The organism is Streptococcus sciuri, from assembly GCF_024814375.1.
GTDB lineage: Bacteria > Bacillota > Bacilli > Lactobacillales > Streptococcaceae > Streptococcus > Streptococcus sciuri.
This window is the reverse complement of sequence record NZ_JANUXX010000002.1, coordinates 1-20,251: the sequence shown is the minus strand read 5'-3', so window position 1 is coordinate 20,251 and position 20,251 is coordinate 1. Positions and strand designations below refer to the sequence as shown.

At 39.1% G+C, this 20,251-nt stretch carries 21 protein-coding genes, 1 tRNA gene, 1 other RNA gene and 1 pseudogene; 21 read left to right on the top strand and 3 right to left on the bottom strand.

All coding sequences use genetic code 11. The features are described 5' to 3' along the window. Position 1 precedes the first annotated feature (1 nt). Positions 2-367 carry an ATP-binding cassette domain-containing protein gene (locus tag NXS10_RS02645; protein WP_259137386.1) on the top strand — a complete coding sequence of 122 codons (366 nt, stop codon included), beginning with the start codon at positions 2-4 and terminating at the stop codon, positions 365-367. Beyond that, positions 360-1,379 carry an ATP-binding cassette domain-containing protein gene (locus NXS10_RS02640; RefSeq protein WP_259137385.1) on the top strand — a complete coding sequence of 340 codons (1,020 nt, stop codon included), beginning with the start codon at positions 360-362 and terminating at the stop codon, positions 1,377-1,379. The genes NXS10_RS02645 and NXS10_RS02640 overlap by 8 nt, the downstream gene beginning before the upstream one ends. A 603-nt stretch (positions 1,380-1,982) precedes the next feature. Here NXS10_RS02640 and NXS10_RS02635 read toward each other — a convergent pair. From NXS10_RS02635 to NXS10_RS02625, 3 genes are all read right to left on the bottom strand, one after another. Continuing rightward, positions 1,983-2,055, bottom strand: a tRNA-Lys gene (locus tag NXS10_RS02635). Beyond that, a non-coding RNA gene (gene ssrS / locus NXS10_RS02630) (6S RNA) lies at positions 2,055-2,245 on the bottom strand. The genes NXS10_RS02635 and ssrS overlap by 1 nt, the downstream gene beginning before the upstream one ends. Before the next feature lie 71 nt (positions 2,246-2,316). Then, complete coding sequence (locus tag NXS10_RS02625) at positions 2,317-3,618, bottom strand: replication-associated recombination protein A (RefSeq protein WP_259137384.1); 1,302 nt, start codon at positions 3,616-3,618, stop codon at positions 2,317-2,319. An 83-nt stretch (positions 3,619-3,701) separates the two neighbouring features. On the opposite strand from NXS10_RS02625, the gene NXS10_RS02620 reads away from it, so the two are divergent. From NXS10_RS02620 to rsmA, 19 genes and pseudogenes are all read left to right on the top strand, one after another. Continuing rightward, positions 3,702-4,172: a DUF3013 family protein gene (locus NXS10_RS02620; protein ID WP_259137383.1), complete on the top strand. Its 471-nt coding sequence runs from the start codon at positions 3,702-3,704 to the stop codon at positions 4,170-4,172. A 3-nt stretch (positions 4,173-4,175) separates the two neighbouring features. Next, on the top strand, positions 4,176-5,075 hold the full coding sequence (locus tag NXS10_RS02615) for a GIY-YIG nuclease family protein (protein WP_259137381.1): 900 nt from the start codon (positions 4,176-4,178) through the stop codon (positions 5,073-5,075). Between the two features lie 9 nt (positions 5,076-5,084). After that, a complete protein-coding gene (prmA, locus tag NXS10_RS02610; protein WP_259137379.1) occupies positions 5,085-6,029 on the top strand; it encodes a 50S ribosomal protein L11 methyltransferase in 945 nt (314 codons plus the stop codon). After that, positions 6,030-6,782 (top strand): 16S rRNA (uracil(1498)-N(3))-methyltransferase, encoded by a 753-nt coding sequence (locus NXS10_RS02605; RefSeq protein WP_259137378.1) that lies wholly within the window; start codon positions 6,030-6,032, stop codon positions 6,780-6,782. A gap of 166 nt (positions 6,783-6,948) precedes the next feature. Then, positions 6,949-9,132: a PTS transporter subunit IIBC gene (locus tag NXS10_RS02600; RefSeq protein ID WP_259137376.1), complete on the top strand. Its 2,184-nt coding sequence runs from the start codon at positions 6,949-6,951 to the stop codon at positions 9,130-9,132. Between the two features lie 79 nt (positions 9,133-9,211). After that, positions 9,212-10,045: an endonuclease/exonuclease/phosphatase family protein gene (locus tag NXS10_RS02595; protein WP_259137375.1), complete on the top strand. Its 834-nt coding sequence runs from the start codon at positions 9,212-9,214 to the stop codon at positions 10,043-10,045. 156 nt (positions 10,046-10,201) lie between these two features. Further along, the gene (gene rnpA / locus NXS10_RS02590) at positions 10,202-10,561 is read left to right on the top strand and encodes a ribonuclease P protein component (protein WP_259137373.1); all 360 of its coding nucleotides are present in this window, start codon (positions 10,202-10,204) and stop codon (positions 10,559-10,561) included. Next, positions 10,545-11,360: a YidC/Oxa1 family membrane protein insertase gene (locus tag NXS10_RS02585; RefSeq protein ID WP_259137371.1), complete on the top strand. Its 816-nt coding sequence runs from the start codon at positions 10,545-10,547 to the stop codon at positions 11,358-11,360. Before rnpA ends, NXS10_RS02585 begins: the two co-directional genes overlap by 17 nt. 9 nt (positions 11,361-11,369) lie before the next feature. Then, a complete protein-coding gene (gene jag, locus NXS10_RS02580; RefSeq protein ID WP_259137369.1) occupies positions 11,370-12,302 on the top strand; it encodes an RNA-binding cell elongation regulator Jag/EloR in 933 nt (310 codons plus the stop codon). A 143-nt stretch (positions 12,303-12,445) separates the two neighbouring features. Beyond that, a complete protein-coding gene (rpmH, locus tag NXS10_RS02575) occupies positions 12,446-12,580 on the top strand; it encodes a 50S ribosomal protein L34 (protein ID WP_002953513.1) in 135 nt (44 codons plus the stop codon). A gap of 238 nt (positions 12,581-12,818) precedes the next feature. Then, the gene (locus NXS10_RS02570) at positions 12,819-12,941 is read left to right on the top strand and encodes a teichoic acid D-Ala incorporation-associated protein DltX (protein ID WP_259137367.1); all 123 of its coding nucleotides are present in this window, start codon (positions 12,819-12,821) and stop codon (positions 12,939-12,941) included. A gap of 9 nt (positions 12,942-12,950) precedes the next feature. Next, on the top strand, positions 12,951-14,489 hold the full coding sequence (gene dltA, locus NXS10_RS02565; protein WP_259137365.1) for a D-alanine--poly(phosphoribitol) ligase subunit DltA: 1,539 nt from the start codon (positions 12,951-12,953) through the stop codon (positions 14,487-14,489). Then, the gene (gene dltB / locus NXS10_RS02560; protein WP_259137362.1) at positions 14,486-15,730 is read left to right on the top strand and encodes a D-alanyl-lipoteichoic acid biosynthesis protein DltB; all 1,245 of its coding nucleotides are present in this window, start codon (positions 14,486-14,488) and stop codon (positions 15,728-15,730) included. Before dltA ends, dltB begins: the two co-directional genes overlap by 4 nt. Positions 15,731-15,745: 15 nt before the next feature. Then, complete coding sequence (gene dltC / locus NXS10_RS02555; RefSeq protein ID WP_259137359.1) at positions 15,746-15,985, top strand: D-alanine--poly(phosphoribitol) ligase subunit DltC; 240 nt, start codon at positions 15,746-15,748, stop codon at positions 15,983-15,985. Beyond that, positions 15,978-17,246 (top strand): D-alanyl-lipoteichoic acid biosynthesis protein DltD, encoded by a 1,269-nt coding sequence (dltD, locus tag NXS10_RS02550; RefSeq protein WP_259137356.1) that lies wholly within the window; start codon positions 15,978-15,980, stop codon positions 17,244-17,246. The genes dltC and dltD overlap by 8 nt, the downstream gene beginning before the upstream one ends. A 65-nt stretch (positions 17,247-17,311) precedes the next feature. Further along, complete coding sequence (locus tag NXS10_RS02545; protein WP_259137617.1) at positions 17,312-18,085, top strand: TatD family hydrolase; 774 nt, start codon at positions 17,312-17,314, stop codon at positions 18,083-18,085. Further along, entirely contained in the window at positions 18,078-18,644 is a 567-nt protein-coding gene (gene rnmV / locus NXS10_RS02540) for a ribonuclease M5 (protein ID WP_259137354.1), read from the top strand. The genes NXS10_RS02545 and rnmV overlap by 8 nt, the downstream gene beginning before the upstream one ends. A 15-nt stretch (positions 18,645-18,659) precedes the next feature. Then, positions 18,660-19,127: pseudogene (locus NXS10_RS02535) on the top strand (DUF1697 domain-containing protein); the annotation flags it as partial. A gap of 80 nt (positions 19,128-19,207) precedes the next feature. Beyond that, positions 19,208-20,080: a 16S rRNA (adenine(1518)-N(6)/adenine(1519)-N(6))-dimethyltransferase RsmA gene (gene rsmA, locus NXS10_RS02530; protein WP_259137352.1), complete on the top strand. Its 873-nt coding sequence runs from the start codon at positions 19,208-19,210 to the stop codon at positions 20,078-20,080. The last annotated feature ends 171 nt before the right edge of the window (positions 20,081-20,251 follow it).

Here is a 20,251-nt window from a genome sequence, read left to right as displayed (position 1 = left end):
TATGACATTACACGTATTAAAGGATATTCATTTAGAGATAGAGGGAAAAGAGTTATTTTCGTTAGATAAGCTGACCATCGAGGAGGGAGATATCATCGGTCTCATTGGGAAAAATGGTGCTGGCAAGACCTGTCTACTTAAGATAATATCAGGTGAGTTGACAGATTTTTCGGGGAGCATTTCTAGCAATGCTTCGACTTGTTTTGGTGAGCTGATATTGACTGATGATGACCTTAAAAGTGGTGGTGAGCTTGCTATTGCAAATTTTTTAGAGCTTCTTAGGACGCCCACTGACCTTTTCCTCCTTGATGAGCCGACGACTTATCTAGATAATCGCAATTTTAAAAAAAGTTGTCGCCATGATTAAGCGCTCTCCGTCTAGCTTTTGTATCGCTAGCCATGATAGGGCACTTTTAGAAGAAGTTGCTACTAAAATCTGGGTCATTGAGCAAGGGAAAGTCAAGCAGTACGACTGTACCTATGAGGACTATCTGATCGAGCGAGCTTACGAGACCAGCCATTATCAAAGTGAGCTCAAAAATTATGAGCGTGAAAAGCGAAAAATCAAGAAATCGCTCCAGCAGATGAAGGAAAAGAAAGATAAGAAGAAGGGCAAGCCTAGAAAAATGAGCACTTCTGAGTACCGTATTGCAGGGGTGAAAACGACTATCAATGTCAAGCAAAAGAAACTGCAAAAGGGGATTACACAACAAGAGGACAAGCTAAACCAGCTCAAGCCACCTAAGCAAGTGACAGAGGACTATGGCATCTCATTTTTGACTCAGGTCAGTCTCCGTCCGAAAAGGCAGTTAGTCGTACCAGCTTACAGCGCCTTTGTCGGTGAGAGACTTCTTTGGAAGTCACAAGACTTGACGCTTAAAAGCGGTGATAGGTTGGCTATCAAGGGAGCTAATGGATCTGGAAAAACTACTTTTTTAAATTACTTGATGAAGGTGCTTCCAAAAGCCTATAAAGTTGGCTATTTTCGCCAGAGACATCTGGATTTTCTAGATAGCAACGACACCGTTTTAGTAGCGGTGAGCAAAAAAGCGGATGGACGTTTGGATGAAAATCAGCTGAGAACCTTACTCGCCCTTTTGGATTTTAAAAGAGAGAAAGTCTTTCGGAAAATCAAAGACCTCAGCCAAGGTGAGCGGGTGAAAATCAGCTTTTTGGCTTTGTTGGTCAGTGACTTGGATGTTTTGCTGCTAGATGAAATTACCAACTTTCTCGATATGAAAACCATCGAAGCTTGTGAGAAAGTTTTAAACACTTTTTCAGGTATTTTGGTTTTTGTTAGTCATGATTATTACTTTATAGAGCATGTAGCGAATCGTGTCGTAGACATAGAAATATGGAAGGCTGCAATGGATGATTGATGATTATAACATTTTTCGTGATAAATCAAGTTTAACACTTTAACAGTGTGAAGAATGTTCAAAAATTGTTTCTCGGATAGTAAGTATGAAGGATTTTTCTACTAAGCTAGATTTAGATATTCCTAGTAGTTGAAAATCAGTAGATGATTTCAGTAAATATAATAAAAAAACAAAATGCCACATAGAAGAGCTACTGAAGTCTAGGTGTAGGATCTTCAACAATATTAAAAAAGACGATTTCCGATTGGAAGTCGTCTTTTTCATACTTGTAGCATTGAAAATAGTTTTGCGAACTGGTGAAAATCTAGGTTTGACTTGGGAGTGTATTGATTTTGAGCATAAGGTGGTTAAAACGTATAGATGTTCTGACATCAGCAGATGTAAATAAGTTGCTGTATTATTTGTTGGCTAATGGTATTTGGATTGTCTCAAATGTGGTGGGAACAGAGATATTGAGCAGGTAACGAAAACGTACGGTCATCTCTTAGAAGAAAAACGTTATAAAAAACATGACATTATTTGTCATAAGTTATCACAGAAAAATGCGGTTTGTGCCAAAAAAGAAAAAAGCCTTTAAAACAAGGCTTTCAAAGCATATTATAATGCCCCCTACAGGGCTCGAACCTGTGACCCATGGATTAAGAGTCCACTGCTCTACCAACTGAGCTAAGGAGGCTAGTTGCTGTATTGGCACCGTGATTCACGTTTTGTATTGAACCCGCACAAATAAGCAGGTGGGCAACTCGCTCTAACTTCAGTCGCTTCCGCATGGAACGGCTTGCACACTGTTAGAAGACTTATGTTTCCCTAAAATACAGAAAATAGTCGGTCAACACTCGCTGTGAATTCGTATGCCACAGCATATTTCTATACTCCTATGATACCATTTTCTCAGAAAATTTCAAGAGGAAAATTTTATTTTTTTGGAAAACGATTGCTAAAGGATAGTACTATTCTTTAATGCCCTTTTTTCATTCAATAAATAGTCGATACGCTCTTTGTTAGCCGACAATGCGCGTTCATATTTACCCGTTTGATTTGGGGTGAAATAGTTGGCGTGTTTGATTTTATCGGGTAAATATTGCTGGTCAACCCATTTTTCAGGAAAATCATGGGGATAGAGATAACCTTGAGCATTACCTAGTTTTTGGCTACCTTTGTAGTGACCATCTCTGATGTGACGAGGGATAGGCAGATGTCCTTGTTTTTGCAAATCAGTAAGAGCGTCGTTCATTGCCATATAAGCTGAATTGGATTTCGGAGAGAGTGCTAAGTCGATGACGATATTAGCAATTGGAATGCGAGCTTCTGGAAATCCTAATTTTTGAGCAGCATCAAGAGCTGCCATCGTGTGGATTTGAGCATCTGGATTGGCAAGTCCAATGTCTTCGTAGGCGATGACCATGAGCCGTCTGGCTAGACTTTGTAAATCACCAGCTTCAATCAAGCGAGCTGCATAGTGAAGACTGGCATTGACGTCACTTCCTCGAATGGATTTTTGGAGAGCGGATAGGACATCATAATGTCCGTCTCCACTTTTGTCCATTGTAATATAGCTTTTTTGAAAGCAATTTTCCATAATATCAAGGGTGATATGCCGTGTGCCGTCTGTTTCTTCAGAAGTAGAGAGAACAGCTAATTCGAGTGCATTTAAGGCAGAGCGAGCGTCACCGTTGGTACTGGTTGCGATAAAATCAAGAGCGTCAGGGTCTAGTTCAATGGGAAAATCAAAACCTCTCTTCCTGTCTGTGACAGCTATTAAAACAGCTTTTTTAATATCATCATTGGTCAGAGGCTCTAGTTCGAAAATCTGAACTCGACTGCGAATGGCAGGGGTAACTGAAAAGAATGGGTTTTCTGTGGTTGCACCAATCATAGTAATGGTACTATTTTCAAGTAGAGGAAGTAAAAAATCCTGCTTGGTTTTGTCTAGTCTGTGAATCTCATCAAGGAGCAAGACTAGACCGCCTGAAAATTTGGCTTCCTCAGCGATTTCTTGTAGACGTTTTTTACTGTCAATGGTAGCATTAAAGGTACGAAAGGCATATTTTGAAGTGCCTGCAATAGCAGAGGCAATGCTGGTTTTTCCAATCCCTGGGGGACCGTATAAAATCATGGAGGATAGACGTTTTGTCTCTACCATACGGCGGATAATTTTACCTTCTCCAACCAGATGATTTTGTCCGATAATCTGGTCAATGGTTTTTGGACGCATACGAAGTGCTAGATTGTCGTTCATGGTTTGTCCTTTCTGTTATTTTTATGGGATTTATGGTACACTTATCTATATATTCTATCATATTCTAAGGTAAGTGAGGCAAGATGAGCAAGTACGGATTTTTAGATGTTTTAGATGAAATGATGAGTAGGAACTTTCCCTATGATTACGAGATAAACTGGGATAAGAAGAATCATGCGGTGGAGTTGGCTTTTTTGTTAGAGGTAAAAAATGCTGCGGGCGTTGCAACAGTGGACGATGAAGGCAATGAAACGGCAGATGATATTTTCTTTGAGGAGGCTGTTCTTTTTTACAATCCCATGAAGTCTAAGGTTGATGCCGGGGATTACCTCACAACCATTCCCTATGAGCAGAAAAAGGGATTATCTAGCGAATTTTTAGCTTATTTTGTTGATTTTCTAGCCGAAACTGCCCATAAGGGGATAGATGACCTCATGGACTTTTTGGCAGACGATACGGCAGAAGAATTTTCCATGACTTGGGACGAGCAGGCTTTTGAAAATGGCAGAGCAGGGGTAGATGAAAAAGATTTCCACCCTTATCCGAGGTATTAGTTGATGGCTAGGAGCAAAAATATCAATATTTTTCTGATGGATGGTGATGTGACAGGTCGAATGAAGTGTACCCTCTCCAATTGGACAGGGGTGCTTTATAAGATTCCTCGTAAGTATCTGAAAGATGTCAAAGATAGGGAAGACTTGAAACAAAGTGGTATTTATTTTCTTTTGGGTCGCGATGATGAGACGCAAAAGGAGATGGCCTATATCGGACAGGCAACGACTAGAAAAAATGGTGAGGGAGTTCTTTTTCGAGTGTTAGAGCATACGAGAGATGCTCATGCTGATTATTTTAATGATGTCATGATTTTGACAACTCAAAACAACTCTTTTGGTTCAACAGAAATCAGTTATTTGGAAAATTCCTTTACCAATCTAGCTAAGGAGGCAGGGCGTTTTGTGGTCAAAAATAACAATGACCCCAATCCTGGTCATGTGACGGAAGAAAAACAGGCAGAATTGGACGAGATTCTCGATAATACTCTGATGATTATTGGTAGTTTAGGTTATAAATTGTTTGTGCCGATTAACCAGAAAGAACCAGTTGAGTCTGAAAGAGGTCAGAATGACGACCTTCTTTATTTAAAACGTCGCACAAAGAAATCTAACAAAGCGATTCAGGCGACTTGTAAGCAGACATCGGAAGGATTTGTTGTTTTGAAAGGGAGCATGATTGATGTGGCAGAGGCTCGGCATGCCATTTCACCAAAAATAATTGATTTGCGACTTGAGTTGATGGAAAAACAGCTTATTAAGGATGGGGTTTTACAAGAAGACCAGCTTTTTAATAGTGCGTCTTATGCAGTGATGTTTGTTCTTGGTATGAGTGCTAATGGACGAGTTGAATGGAAAAATAAAGAGGGCATTAGCCTAAAAGAGATTGAAGAAAGAGAACTATAAGGAGTAATTATGTGGCAAGAGTTAAAGGTGACTCTAGATAGAGAGGGAGAGGAGATTGTTTCTAATCTCTTGATTGAGCAAGGCGCTCAAGGGGTAGCTATTGAAGATACGGCAGATTATTTGAACAAAGCGGATTTATTTGGGGAGATTGTGCCTGAAAAGGAGCAACTTGAACAAATTACCATGATTGCTTATTATCCAGAAAATGTAGCTATTGAAGATGTGGTAGCTGAGTTGAGAAAGCGTTTGGAGAAAGTGAGTGATTTTATCAATCCAGCAACAGTCCATTTTTCTCATCAGGATTTGGAGGAGGAAGACTGGGCGGATAATTGGAAGAAATATTATGAACCTGCTCGTATCACGCACGATTTAACGATTGTGCCGTCTTGGACGGAATACGAAGCAACAGCAGATGAAAAGGTTATTCGTCTGGATCCTGGTATGGCTTTTGGAACAGGAACACATCCGACAACGAAGATGAGTTTATTTGCCCTTTCGCAGGTTTTGCGTGGGGGTGAGACGGTGCTGGATGTTGGGACTGGAAGTGGTGTGTTAGCGATTGCTAGTTCACTTTTGGGAGCAAAAGAGATTTATGCTTATGATTTAGATGATGTGGCAGTGCGCGTGGCTCAGGAAAATATTGACTTGAATGAACATACTGATAATATCACTGTGGCAACGGGTGACCTTTTGCGAGGAGTAGAAAGAGAAGCGGATGTGATTGTGGCGAATATCTTAGCAGATATTTTAGTACATTTGACAGATGATGCTTATCGTCTGCTCAAAAATGAGGGTTACTTGATTATGAGTGGGATTATCGCCTCCAAGTGGGAAATGGTGAGAGAGTCGGCTGAGAAAGCAGGATTTTTCCTAGAAACTCTGATGATTCAAGGGGAATGGCATGCTTGTGTTTTCAAGAAAACAAAGGATATTTCAGGTGTTGTAGGAGGATAAATGCAACAGTATTTTGTAAAAGGACAGGCAAGTTCAGAAGTCACTATCAGAGATAAAGATACTATTAAGCACATGTTTCAGGTCATGCGTTTGAAAGAGGACGATGAGGTGGTCTTGGTCTTTGATGACGGTGTGAAACATGTGGCACGAGTAGTTGATGTGCTGGACTGTCGTTTTAAGCTGGTCAAAGCCTTGCCCGATTGGGTGGAATTGCCTGTTCAAGTGACGATTGCATGCGGTTTTCCTAAAGGGGATAAATTAGAGTTTCTTGCTCAAAAAACAACTGAATTAGGGGCAAGTCAGTTATGGGCTTTTCCAGCTGACTGGTCGGTTGTCAAGTGGGACAGTAAAAAATTAGCTAAAAAAGCAGAAAAACTGGAAAAAATTGCCCTAGGTGCAGCCGAACAGAGTAAGAGAAATCATGTGTCTGATGTGCAACTCTTTGCTAGTCAGAAAGACTTTCTAGCACGGTTTGAGCAGTTTGACAAGGTTCTTGTCGCCTATGAGGAATCAGCCAAAAAAGGAGAGCAAACAGCTTTTGTGGCGAGTTTAGGTGATGTGTCTAAAAACGACAAAATCCTCCTTATCTTTGGTCCAGAAGGGGGCATATCACCAGATGAAATGGCTGCATTTGAGAGACTAGGAGCAAAAACAGTTGGTCTTGGACCTCGGATTATGCGAGCAGAGACAGCTCCCTTGTATGCTCTTTCTGCTATTAGCTATGCCTTAGAATTAACTCATTCGTCAAGTTAGCCCTTACTTTAAAAGTACTTTTTGTCATTGCGAAAATTCTTGCTAAATAAAAAATATTTTTTCTAGAAAAGGTTTACAAAATGAAAAAATATGATAAAATAGAGTCAACAAATGCAAACGGTTGCACAAAATTGAGCTAAATGTAACCTGAAAAGGAGTTCTCTATATGAAACAGTTGTTCAAAAATTTGACCAGCTTTGAATTTTGGCAAAAATTTGGCAAGGCTTTGATGGTCGTTATCGCTGTTATGCCAGCAGCTGGTTTGATGGTTAGCGTTGGTAACTCACTACCTCTTATCAATGCTAACTCACATATTCTGGCGACAGTTGGTAATATTATTGCCCAAATCGGATGGGGAGTTATCAACAATCTGCATATTTTATTTGCCTTAGCTATCGGTGGTAGTTGGGCAAAAGAGCGATCAGGTGGTGCTTTTGCCGCAGGTATTGCCTTTATCTTGATTAACTTGATTACAGGTCACTTCTACGGTGTTAGTGTTGATCAAATCGCCTCAGGAAAAGGCACAGTTCACAATGTCTTTGGCGGAGTGATGCACATCTCAGATTATTTCATCAACGTGCTAGGTCAACCAGCGCTCAATATGGGTGTTTTTGTTGGGATTATCTCTGGCTTTGTCGGTGCAACAGCTTACAACAAATACTACAATTTCCGTAAACTTCCGGATGCTCTCTCATTCTTTAATGGAAAACGTTTCGTTCCGTTCGTCGTTATTCTACGTTCAACAATTGTAGCTCTTGTTCTTGCTGTCATTTGGCCACTTATCCAAGCAGGTATCAACGATTTTGGTATGTGGATTGCAAGCTCACAAGATACAGCACCATTTTTAGCACCATTCTTATACGGTACTCTTGAGCGTTTGCTCCTTCCATTTGGATTACATCACATGTTGACAATCCCAATGAACTATACACAACTGGGTGGTACTTATACTGTCCTAACAGGTGCCGCTAGAGGGACACAAGTGCTAGGTCAAGATCCACTGTGGCTTGCTTGGGTCACTGACCTTATCAATCTTAAAGGCTCAGGAAATACTGCCGCTTATAATGATCTTTTGCACACGGTCACTCCAGCACGTTTTAAAGTCGGTCAGATGATTGGTGCATCTGGTGTTCTTATGGGACTTACTCTTGCTATGTACCGCAATGTTGATGACGATAAAAAACGCAAATACAAGTCTATGTTCCTCTCGGCAGCAGCAGCAACATTCTTGACTGGGGTTACTGAACCTATTGAGTATATGTTTATGTTTGCGGCTCTTCCGCTCTATCTTGTTTACGCTGTTGTTCAAGGGTGTGCTTTTGCGATGGCTGACCTCGTTCATTTGCGTGTCCATTCATTTGGTAATATCGAGTTCTTGACCCGTGTACCAATGGCGATTAAAGCAGGACTATTAGGAGATGTGTTGAACTTTATCTGGGTTACCGCTCTTTTTGGTGTTGCTATGTACTTCATCTCTAATTTTATGATTAAGAGATTTAATCTTGCTACATCAGGACGTAACGGTAACTATGATGATTCTGATGTGACAACGGATACTGCAACTGCTGGTGTTGACGTTCCCGTCAATTCACAAGTTGTTACCATTATCAATCTTCTTGGCGGTAAAGGAAATATCGCTGATGTTGATGCGTGTATGACTCGTCTTCGCATAACGGTTAATGATGTCAAAAAAGTTGGTAGTGAAGATGCATGGAAACGTGCGGGCTCCATGGGATTGATTATTAAGGGCTCAGGTGTTCAGGCTGTGTATGGGCCAAAAGCTGATGTTCTGAAATCGGACATCCAAGATCTTCTTGATTCAGGCGTTGATATTCCGACAATCGACCTTGGAGCAGTTGAGGACAAGCCTTCAGAAGCTAATCCGTTTAAAGGGGTGAGCGATACGGTTGCCTCTGTAGCTGACGGTGAGGTAATTCCTATTACAGCTGTCAAAGATCCTGTCTTTTCACAAAAAATGATGGGTGATGGCTTTGCAGTTGAACCAGAAAATGGCAATGTTTATGCACCTGTGTCTGGTATCGTAACCAGTGTCTTTCCAACAAAACATGCTCTCGGCTTATTGACTGATAACGGTCTTGAAGTCCTTGTTCATGTAGGTCTTGATACGGTTGCACTAAATGGAGCTCCATTTTCTGCTAAAGTATTAGACGGTCAACGTGTAGAAGTGGGCGATTTGCTTCTTGTAGCTGACCTTGATGCAATCAAGGCAGCAGGACGTGAAACAACAATCATCGTTGCCTTTACAAATACTGCTGAAATTAAGAGTGTGATACTAAACAAAGAGGGTAAACAAGTAGCGAAAACCCCAGTTGTAACCGTTGAACTCTAACCATTAAGTATATAATGAATGTCGAGTTTAGAGCAATTGCTTCTAGACTCTTCTTAAATTAAAGTGATGAGGTACTTCAATGATAAATAACATAGGAAAGGATGGAACAAAGGTTCTAACCCTAAATACGCATTCTTGGTTGGAAAATAATCCTTTAGAAAAATTAGCAAAGTTGGCAGATGATATCGCAACAAATGATTACAATCTTATTTGTCTACAGGAAATCAATCAAGAAATGACCAGTCAAGTGGCGACTAGCGTGCCTCACTATCAAGCTTTAAAGGCATCACCTGCTATTCATGTAGATAATTACGCCTTGCTCTTGATTTTAGCACTTTTAGAAAAAGGCAAAACTTACTATTGGTCTTGGGCTTACAATCATATCGGTTATGATAAGTATCATGAGGGAGTTGCTATTTTATCTAAGCAACCAATTGAAGTTTTTGATATTTTGGTATCTGATGTGAATGAAGAGGCAGATTATCACACCCGTCGGGCTTTGGCTGTCAAGACAGAGCTAAATCAAAAATCTATCTTAGCAGTCAGTGTTCATCTATCATGGTGGAATAAGGGATTTCAAGGTGAATGGAAAAAATTGGAAGATGCTTTGCTTGCTAAAGAGATGCCAGTCCTTATCATGGGGGATTTCAACAACCCTTATGGCTATGAAGGTTATCAGATGGTGCTTGACAGTAAGCTAGATTTAAGAGACAGTCACACCGTTGCCAGTGAGATTTCAGGTAATCATACTATCAAAGCTAATATTGATGGTTGGGAAGGAAATAAAAAGGCTCTGAAAGTTGATTATATCTTTACAAACTTAGATACACCCATTAAGAGCTCACAAATAGTTTTTAATGGAAACAGCTCTCCTGTTCTTAGTGATCACTTTGGGGTAACTGCTAGTTGGTAAAAGAGCGTCATTTAAAAATTGGTACAAACATTCTTATATAGGAAAACCAGACGCTGTCTGGTTTTTATGTTTTATTAAGAAAATAGCTACTAAGAGGGATGCTTTAATGGGGAAAATATGCTATAATAAAAAGAAATAGAAAACTTGGAGTGGACTGTGAAGAAAACCTATCGTGTAAAGAGTGATAAAGATTTTCAAAGGATATTTCATGAGGGTAGGAGTGTTGCCAATCGAAAATTTGTTATTTATCATCTAAAGATAGAGCAGAAGAATTTTCGTGTTGGACTATCGGTGAGTAAAAAGCTAGGGAATGCTGTAGCACGTAATCGCATCAAGCGTTGCCTTCGTCATATTCTGCAGGAAGCAAAGCCCTTTCTCATGCCAGAGGATTTTGTGGTGATTGCAAGGTCAGGTGTTGAGCAACTGAATTATCACGAGATGAAAAAAAATCTTTTGCATGTCTTAAGATTAGCAACGATTTATCAGGAAGGTATAGAAGGTGAAAAAAAACGTTAAACTATTGGGGTTGGGTAGCTTAGCACTGCTTGTGCTTTCTGCTTGTGGACGAGATGATGTCACAGGACATTCAAAAGGAGCTTGGAGTCAGATTGTTTACAGCTTTGCTAAGGCCATTGACTGGTTATCATTTGGTGGAAGTGTAGCGATTGGGATTATTTTATTTACTATTATCTTGCGAACTGCTTTGATGCCTCTCTTTAGTAAACAGATGAAGTCTAGTCAGAAGATGCAAGAGTTGCAGCCAAAGTTAAGGGGATTACAACGTCAATATGCAGGGCGCGACAGCGATAGTCGTCTAAAATTAGCAGAAGCACAGCAAGCGCTCTACAAGGAAAATGGCGTCAGCCTTTATGCAAGTTTTGTTCCTTTGTTCATTCAATTGCCGATTTTGTGGGCGTTGTATCAATCTTTGACACGTGTTTCTTTTTTACGTGAGGGCTCTTTCTTATGGTTGGATCTCGCAAAACCTGACCCGTACTTTATCTTACCTCTTTTAGCGGCTTTATTTACTTTCTTGTCAACTTGGTTGATTAACAAAGCTGCTCCTGAGAAAAATCCAATGATGACAATCATGACCTATGGATTTCCAATAATGATTTTTATTTTTGGGTTTAATTTTGCGAGTGGTGTGGCTCTTTATTGGACAGTATCCAATGCTTTTCAGGTCTTTCAAATCATGTTACTCAATAATCCTTTTAAAATTATTGAAGCGCGTGAGGTGGCAACGAGAGAGGAAAAAGAGCGTAAGGCACGTATCCGTCGTGCTCAGAAAAAAGCGCATAAAAAACGGAAATAAGGAGTTAATATGGTAGTATTTACAGGGCGAACAGTAGAGGAAGCTATCTCTAAAGGTCTTGATGAGCTAAACTTGACTCGCCTAAAAGCTCATATTCGTGTGATTGCACGTGAGAAAAAGGGATTTTTAGGTTTCGGAAAAAGACCTGCTCAAGTTGATATTGAAAGCTTAGAGATAAAAAAAACAGCTAAAGTTTCCTCCGCACATCATAAAGTGACCAGCATTACAGAACGTTTAAACCAAGATATGATGCAACCAAGTGAGAGTGTTACTATTGTAGACACAAGTCATGAACCATATTCTGCTAAAGGTGAGGTGGTTGTGTCTCAAGATGTGATTAAAACTCAAACGGAAAAGAAAACCGATAGTGAGCTTGTGATGAGTCAATCTTTAGACGAAGCATCAGCATCTTCTGCAACGGATGATAGTTTTGAAACTTTTGTCGCATCAAGCTTTGATAATGAAAAGGCGAAAGTGCAAACAGTAGATATTTTAGAAGCAGCTACTCAAGTGAAAAATTATGTGGAAAGCATAATCTATGAGATGGATTTGGAGGCTAGCATAGAGATAATGACCAAACGTCGTCATATCAGTTTGCAGATTGAGACGCCAGAGCCAGGGCGTATCATTGGTTATCATGGCAAGGTTTTAAAGTCTCTACAACTATTAGCTCAGAATTATTTGTATGACCACTATTCCAAAACCTTTTCTGTATCTGTTAATGTTCATGATTATGTTGAACATCGTACAGAGACTTTGATAGATTTTAGTCAGAAAATTGCGAGTCGTGTTCTTGCTAGTGGTCAAGATTTTAGAATGGATCCGATGAGCAATAGCGAACGTAAGATTGTTCATAAAACGATTGCACATATCAATGGTGTGGATAGTTACTCTGAAGGAAATGATCCTAATCGTTATGTTGTCGTCACCGTTAAAGATTAATGTTTTGCTAAAGTCGGCAAATCATATCATCAAAAAGCACTTGACAACTAAATAGTATCTGATGTAAAATAATAAGGTATGTTTAGTAACTGATCAACTATAGCCGGCTAAACGAATACGAAATCTATGAGGAGGTACTAAAAGTGAAACGTACTTATCAACCAAGTAAAATCCGTCGTCAACGTAAACACGGATTCCGTCATCGTATGTCAACTAAAAATGGACGTCGTGTGCTTGCTGCCCGTCGTCGTAAAGGACGTAAAGTATTGGCAGCTTAATTAAGACGATTTATAAAGGAAAAGCCAACGGAAACTCGAGACTGTTGGCTTTTTGCACTAAAAGCGGTTACCTATGAGCACAATTGGTTTTTTCTTGTATTATTGCTACAATCATAGTACAATGATATGAGAAAATGTAGAGGTTCTCCTCTTATATTATAAGTGTTAAGAAAGTGAGCATTTTAATTTTTCATTTCAAAAAGGTAAGTGTTTAATACAATGTGAGAGAAGGTACGAGATGAATAAGTATCTCCGATTTTTATTAAAAACGTTGTTTTTCTTTGTTATCTTTATGATGCTACTCTACTTCTTTAATTACCTTGGTCGTGGTCAGGGTAGTTTTATCTACAATGAATTTTAGGAGTTATCTATGATACGAGATATGATTGAAACGATTGATGAGTTTGCTCATCAGCAACCTGATTTTCCTGTCTATGATATTTTGGGAAAAACATATAGTTATGCACAATTAAAGAGTGACTCCGATAGTTTAGCTTCCTATATTGATAGCCTAGGATTGGATCCACAGTCACCTATTCTTGTTTTTGGTGGACAAGAGTATGAGATGCTAGCAACTTTTGTTGGAGCGACAAAGTCTGGTCATGCTTATATACCTGTTGATCAGCACTCTGCGCTAGATCGTATTGAAGCAATCATAGCTATTGCGCATCCTAGCCTCGTGATTAGCGTTGGGGAATTTCCATTAACGCTGACAGATGTAAGGATTATAGACTTGATACAATTGCACTCTATCTTTGAAAAGAAAAGCTCATACAACTTGGTGCATCCTGTTAAGGGGGATGATAATTATTATATTATCTTTACTTCTGGAACGACTGGACAGCCTAAGGGTGTCCAAATTTCGCATAAGAATCTCTTGAGTTTTACCAATTGGATGATTAGTCAAGCGACTTTTTCAGTTCCTAAACAGCCTCAAATGCTTGCACAACCACCATACTCTTTTGACTTATCTGTTATGTATTGGGCACCGACGCTAGCTATGGGTGGCACGCTTTATGCTCTTCCAAAGGAGATTATTGGTGATTTTAGAAAACTTTTCGCGACGATTTCGAATTTACCGATTCAAGTTTGGACTTCAACACCTTCTTTTGTGGATATGGCTTTATTATCAGATACTTTTTCTGAGGAGTATTTGCCAAAATTGACACATTTTTATTTTGATGGTGAGGAATTGACGGTTAAGACAGCTAAAAAATTGCGTCAACGTTTTCCTCATGCTCGTATTGTTAATGCCTATGGTCCAACTGAAGCGACCGTTGCCTTGTCAGCAGTTGCTATTACAAATGAGATGTTAGAGAGTTATAAACGCTTGCCAATTGGTTATCCAAAACCAGATTCGCCTACTTTCATTGTAGACGATGAAGGTGAGATTGTCGCAAATGGTCAACAAGGCGAAATCATCGTCACAGGTCCTGCAGTATCCAAAGGTTATCTTAACAATCCTGAAAAAACAGAAGAAGCTTTCTTTATTTTTAAAGGTCAGCCTGCTTATCATACAGGTGATTTGGGTCAGATGAGTGACGAGGGGCTTTTGCTTTATGGTGGTCGTAAGGATTTTCAAATTAAGTTTAACGGCTACCGTATTGAGCTAGAAGATGTCTCACAAAATTTGTTAAAGTCTCGCTATGTTGAGTCAGCAGTTGCTGTGCCACGCTACAATAAAGATCATAAAGTGCAAAACCTTTTGGCTTATATTGTTTTAAAAACAGGTGTTCGCCAACAATTTGAGAGGGATTTGGATATTACAAAGGCAATAAAAACAGATTTGAAAGAGATTATGATGGATTATATGATGCCATCAAAATTTCTCTATAAAGAGGATCTACCATTGACACCAAATGGTAAAATTGACATTAAACGTTTGATAAGCGAGGTTAATCGTTTATGATGCAATTATGGAATGCTCTCCCTCACATGGAAGCTTATGGTAATCTGCAATATTTCTTTTACCTCATTTTGGCGGTTTTGCCAATTTATATAGGTCTCTTTTTCAAAAAACGCTTTCCCATTTATGAGGCTCTATTCAGTCTTTTCTTTATCATTTTGATGTTGACAGGGAAAGGACAATTGCAACTTAAGTCGCTGTTAGCCTATGTTATTTGGGAAACGATTCTTGTCTTTTCTTATAAGGTTTATAGACGACAACGCAATGGCAAATGGATTTTTTACTTGTGGTGTCTTCTATCTGTTTTGCCTCTTATTTTTGTTAAGATAATGCCTATTGCCACAGTTAATCAGAGTCTGTTTGGTTTTTTGGGAATTTCTTATCTCACTTTCCGAGCGGTTGGGCTGATTATTGAGATGAGAGATGGTGTTTTGACAGATTTTACATTGTGGCAGTTCCTACGGTTTTTGATGTTTTTGCCTACTTTTTCTAGTGGTCCGATTGATCGTTTTAAACGTTTTAATGATGATTATGAACGTATCCCAGATCGCGATGAGTTGCTTGATATGCTAGAGAAGTCTATCTGGTATCTCATGTTAGGTTTTCTTTATAAGTTTATCATTGATTATTTTTTTGGACAATTGCTTCTACCACCGCTAAAAGAGCTTGCTTTGGAGCATGGTGGGGTTATTAATCTTCCGACAGTAGGTGTCATGTATGTCTTTGGTTTTGACCTATTCTTTGACTTTGCAGGTTATACGCTTTTTGCTCTAGCTATGTCAAATTTAATGGGTATCAAGAGTCCGATAAACTTTAATAAACCGTTTATATCGCATGATCTTAAAGAGTTTTGGAATCGTTGGCACATGAGTTTATCCTTTTGGTTTCGTGACTTTGTGTTCATGCGTTTGGTAAAAATTTTAGTTAAAAATAAGGTCTTTAAAAACCGCAATACCACATCAAGTGTTGCTTATCTGGTCAATATGCTTCTCATGGGGTTTTGGCACGGTGTGACCTGGTATTATATCGCTTATGGCTTGTTTCATGGAATAGGTTTGATTATCAATGATGCTTGGCTACGTAAGAAGAAAAAAATAAATAAAGAACGAAAAGCTACTGGTAAGCCCCCCCTTCCTGAAAATAGGTTTACTAGAGGGGTGAGTATTGTCATTACCTTTAATGTTGTGATGGTCTCATTCTTATTATTCTCAGGCTTTTTAGACCAACTGTGGTTTCCTAAATAAATGAAGGAGTAAATGATGGATATTAAATCAGAAGTTATTGAAATTATTGATGAGCTATTCATGGAGGATGTTTCTGACATGATGGATGAGGATTTGTTTGATGCAGGTGTACTAGATAGCATGGGTACAGTTGAGTTGATTGTGGAGCTTGAGAGCCGTTTTGATATCACTGTCCCTGTGTCTGAGTTTGGGCGTGACGACTGGAATACAGCTAATAAAATTATTGCTGGAATAACGGAGTTGCGCAATGCTTAGACGTCTTTGGCAGATTTTGGGGCCGGTCGTTTGCGCTTTTCTTCTTATTTTAGCTTTGTTGATAGTTTATCCTACGAAAATAACACATTCTGTTGAGGAAGAAAAAAATGATGCCGTAGCTCTGACACACATCAGTTTTAAAAGTCGTGCTAAAAAAATCAGAGCGCTAAGCGATAAAAAGCAGAATTTTGTTCCTTTTTTTGGCTCTAGTGAGTGGAATCGTATGGACAGTTTCCACCCATCTATGTTGGCAGAAGCCTATAATCGTAGCTATACCCCTTATCTACTAGGGCAAAAAGGAGCCGCTTCTCTGACCCAATATTTTGGAATGCAACAAATAAGTAGTCAGATGCGCAATAAAAAAGCAGTTTACTTTATTTCGCCACAGTGGTTTGTCAAAAAAGGAGCAAATGCTTCAGCTTTTCAAAATTACTTTTCAAGTGGTCAGATGATCAGTTTTTTGGAAAATCAAACAGATACCATCTATGACCGCTATGCAGCTAAACGTTTTTTAAAACTCTATCCCCAAGGGATGTTACATCAATTAGTAGCTAAAGTTTCAAAAGGAGAGTCCTTATCCAGTCTGGATAAGAACATTTTAGCTGTTGAACGTTTTATAGCTCTTAAAGAAGACGCTCTCTTTAGTAAACTATCGTTCTCAAGATCTTACCAAGAAAAAGTTGTCAAGAAAGCTAGCCATCTTCCTCAGCCTTTTTCTTATAAAACTTTAGAAAAATTAGCTACAAAGATTGCCAAGAAGTCAACGACGAATAATTCTTTTAACATTGATAACAGTTTTTACACGCAGCGTGTCAGTTATCAGCTAAAACGTCTCAAAGGAGCACAAAAAAAGTTTTCTTATCTCAGATCTCCTGAGTACAATGATTTACAATTGGTTCTGAGTCAATTTGCTAAAAACAATAGTCAGGTCATTTTTGTTATTCCTTCTGTCAATAGCAAATGGATTGCCTATACAGGGCTTAATGAGGAGATGTATCAAAAGGCAGTAGCTAAAATTAAGTATCAATTAGAGAGTCAAGGCTTCACAAATATAGCGGACTTCTCAAAAGATGGTAATAAAGCTTATTTTATGCAAGATACAATCCATATGGGCTGGAAGGGATGGCTTGCTTTTGATAAGGCAATAGCTCCTTTTTTGGAAGAAAAACAAGCTATACCCAATTATCATCTTAATGACGCTTTCTTGTCAAAATCTTGGGCAAACTATACGGGTCAACTTCAAGATTTCACAACAAAATAGCTTTAAAACGGAGATCTTAGGATTTCTGTTTTTATGATATAATAAGAGAAATAAACGAAGGAGACATAATGCAAATATTTGATACTCATACTCACCTTAATGTGGATGATTTTGAAAGTAAAGAAAAAGAGGAAATAGCTTTGGCACGTGAGTTTGGTGTGACCAAGATGAATGTCGTGGGTTTTGATCATCCTACTATCAATCGTGCTTTAGAGTTAGCAAATGCTTATGACAACCTCTATGCAATTATTGGTTGGCATCCAACGGAAGCAGGTTCATATACTCAAGAAATTGAGGATATGATTGTTGCCAATCTATCACACCCCAAAGTGATTGGTCTTGGTGAGATTGGGCTAGATTATCATTGGATGGAAGACCCAAAGGACGTTCAAATTGAGGTTTTTAAACGTCAGATTCAGCTTTCAAAAGACCATAACCTTCCTTTCATCGTCCATACTCGTGATGCGCTTGAAGATACTTATGCTGTCATCAAAGAAGCAGGCGTTGGGCCTCGCGGCGGAATTATTCATTCATTTTCAGGTTCTTTGGAAATGGCAGAGCGTTTTATCGATCTTGGCATGATGATTTCATTTTCAGGGGTTGTCACCTTTAAAAAAGCGCTTGATGTTCAAGAAGCTGCACAGAAATTACCGCTTGATAAGATTTTGGTTGAAACGGATGCTCCTTATCTTGCTCCTGTTCCAAAACGTGGTCGTAAAAATAAAACTGCTTACACCCGCTATGTAGTAGAGAAAATCGCAGAACTTCGTGGTCTGTCTGTGAAAGAAGTCGCACAAGCTACCTATGACAATGCAGTGAGGTTGTTCCGTATTGATTAAGAAAAAAATATACGAAGTCTTAGTCGTTGAAGGAAAAGATGATACTGCAAATTTGCGCCGTTTTTATGACGTGGATACCTATGAAACTCGCGGGTCAGCTATCAATGAAGGTGACCTTGAATGTATCAAAAAATTAAATGACCTTCGTGGGGTCATTGTCTTTACGGATCCAGATTATAACGGAGAACGCATTCGCAAAATCATCATGAACGCTATCCCAAATGTTAAACACGCTTTTTTAAATCGTGATGAAGCTGCACCAAAATCAAAAAGTAAAGGGCGTTCACTCGGTGTTGAACACGCAAGTTTCGAAGATTTGCAAAAAGCTCTTTCTGGTGTATTAGGAAATTTTGATGGTGATAATCAATTCGACATCACAAGAGCTGACCTAATGCGTATGGGGCTTTTAATGGGAAATGATAGCCGCAGGCGCCGTGAATATTTGGGCGAAAAGCTCCGCATTGGCTACAGCAACGGCAAACAACTTCTCAAACGCCTAGAGCTCTTTGGCATCACTTTAGCCGAAGTAGAGGAAGCTATGGAGAGATATGAGGGATGAAAAAATGGCGCTTTTGCGCTTTTATGGGGAGTTACACCAGTTGGGCAGAATCGTATTCCTAAAATGGCTTATCTGGCAGAGATTTTAACAGAAGCAGGTCTTGACAATGTTAAGACATATATTCAAAGTGGCAATAGCGTTTTTGAGACGACCTTGTCTGACGATGACGTTTGTGCATTGATTCATGACACGATTCAGGCAAAAATCGGTGCTGATTTATCGGTTATCCTCAAAACGCAAGCACGGTTTACGACGGCTCTTTCTGAAAGTCCCTTTGATGAAAGCTACGATGACTCACGTGTTCACTTGGTATTTACCAATGACCAGCTTGACCAAGAGATATTAAATGAACTACTAGAGACGGATTTTGGTGCTGAAATCTTGAAAGCTGGTAGTGAGTGCCTGTACCTCCTTGAAAAACAGTTACATATCACAGCAACCATGCGAAAGCGTCGCAGCATTTTGCGATTGAGCCAGATGTGATACAATAGTAACTTGCATTGATAGAAATGAAAGGAAAGAAAACTTTATTCTGGGGATAACCTGTGGATAAGGAAGATACTATGAGAATTGCAGATTACAGTGTGACGCATGCTGTTCTTGAGCGTCATGGATTTACGTTTAAAAAATCATTTGGACAAAACTTTTTGACAGATACAAACATTCTTCAGAAAATTGTGGATACTGCTGAAATTGATAAGAACGTCAATGTTATTGAAATCGGTCCTGGTATCGGTGCTTTGACTGAATTTTTGGCTGAAAATGCTGCCGAAGTCATGGCTTTTGAAATTGACGACCGTTTGATTCCGATTTTAGCTGATACGCTCCGCAATTTTGATAATGTGAAAGTTATCAATGAAGATATTTTGAAATCAGACCTACAAAGTCGTATCAAAGAATTTGCTAACCCAAGCCTTCCAATTAAAGTCGTGGCAAATCTTCCCTACTACATCACAACACCAATTTTGATGCACTTAATTGCATCAAAAATCCCATTTGCGGAATTTGTCGTGATGATGCAAAAAGAAGTGGCAGACCGTATTTCGGCAGAGCCAAACACCAAAGATTATGGGTCATTATCAATTGCGGTGCAATATTATATGACAGCTAAAGTTGCTTTTGTTGTACCACGTACAGTCTTTGTACCAACACCAAATGTGGACTCTGCGATTTTAAAAATGACTCGTCGCAAACAACCACTCGTTCAAGTCAAAAATGAAGATTTCTTTTTTCATGTTTCAAAAATCAGCTTTGTTCATCGTCGCAAAACTCTTTGGAACAACTTGACCAGCGCCTTTGGTAAGTCAGAAGAGGTAAAAAAAAGGTTAACGCAAGCTTTGGGTAAGGCTAACATTAAGCCCAATGTACGTGGTGAAGCTTTGTCCATTGAGGATTTTGCAAATTTGGCAGATAGTTTACAAGAGGAAGACTTTTAATATCTCCGTTAGAGAGTAAAAGTTTTTTCGTCAAATTTCAAGTTAGCCCTTTTGCAAATCTCTCTGGGAGGTTTGTCATCTAGTATTTTCTTTGGACAGTTAGTGATTCAGTTTTCAATAAATGCGACTTGTTGAGTCGCATTTTTGTTTCCCTTAGGTAACCAACATCTG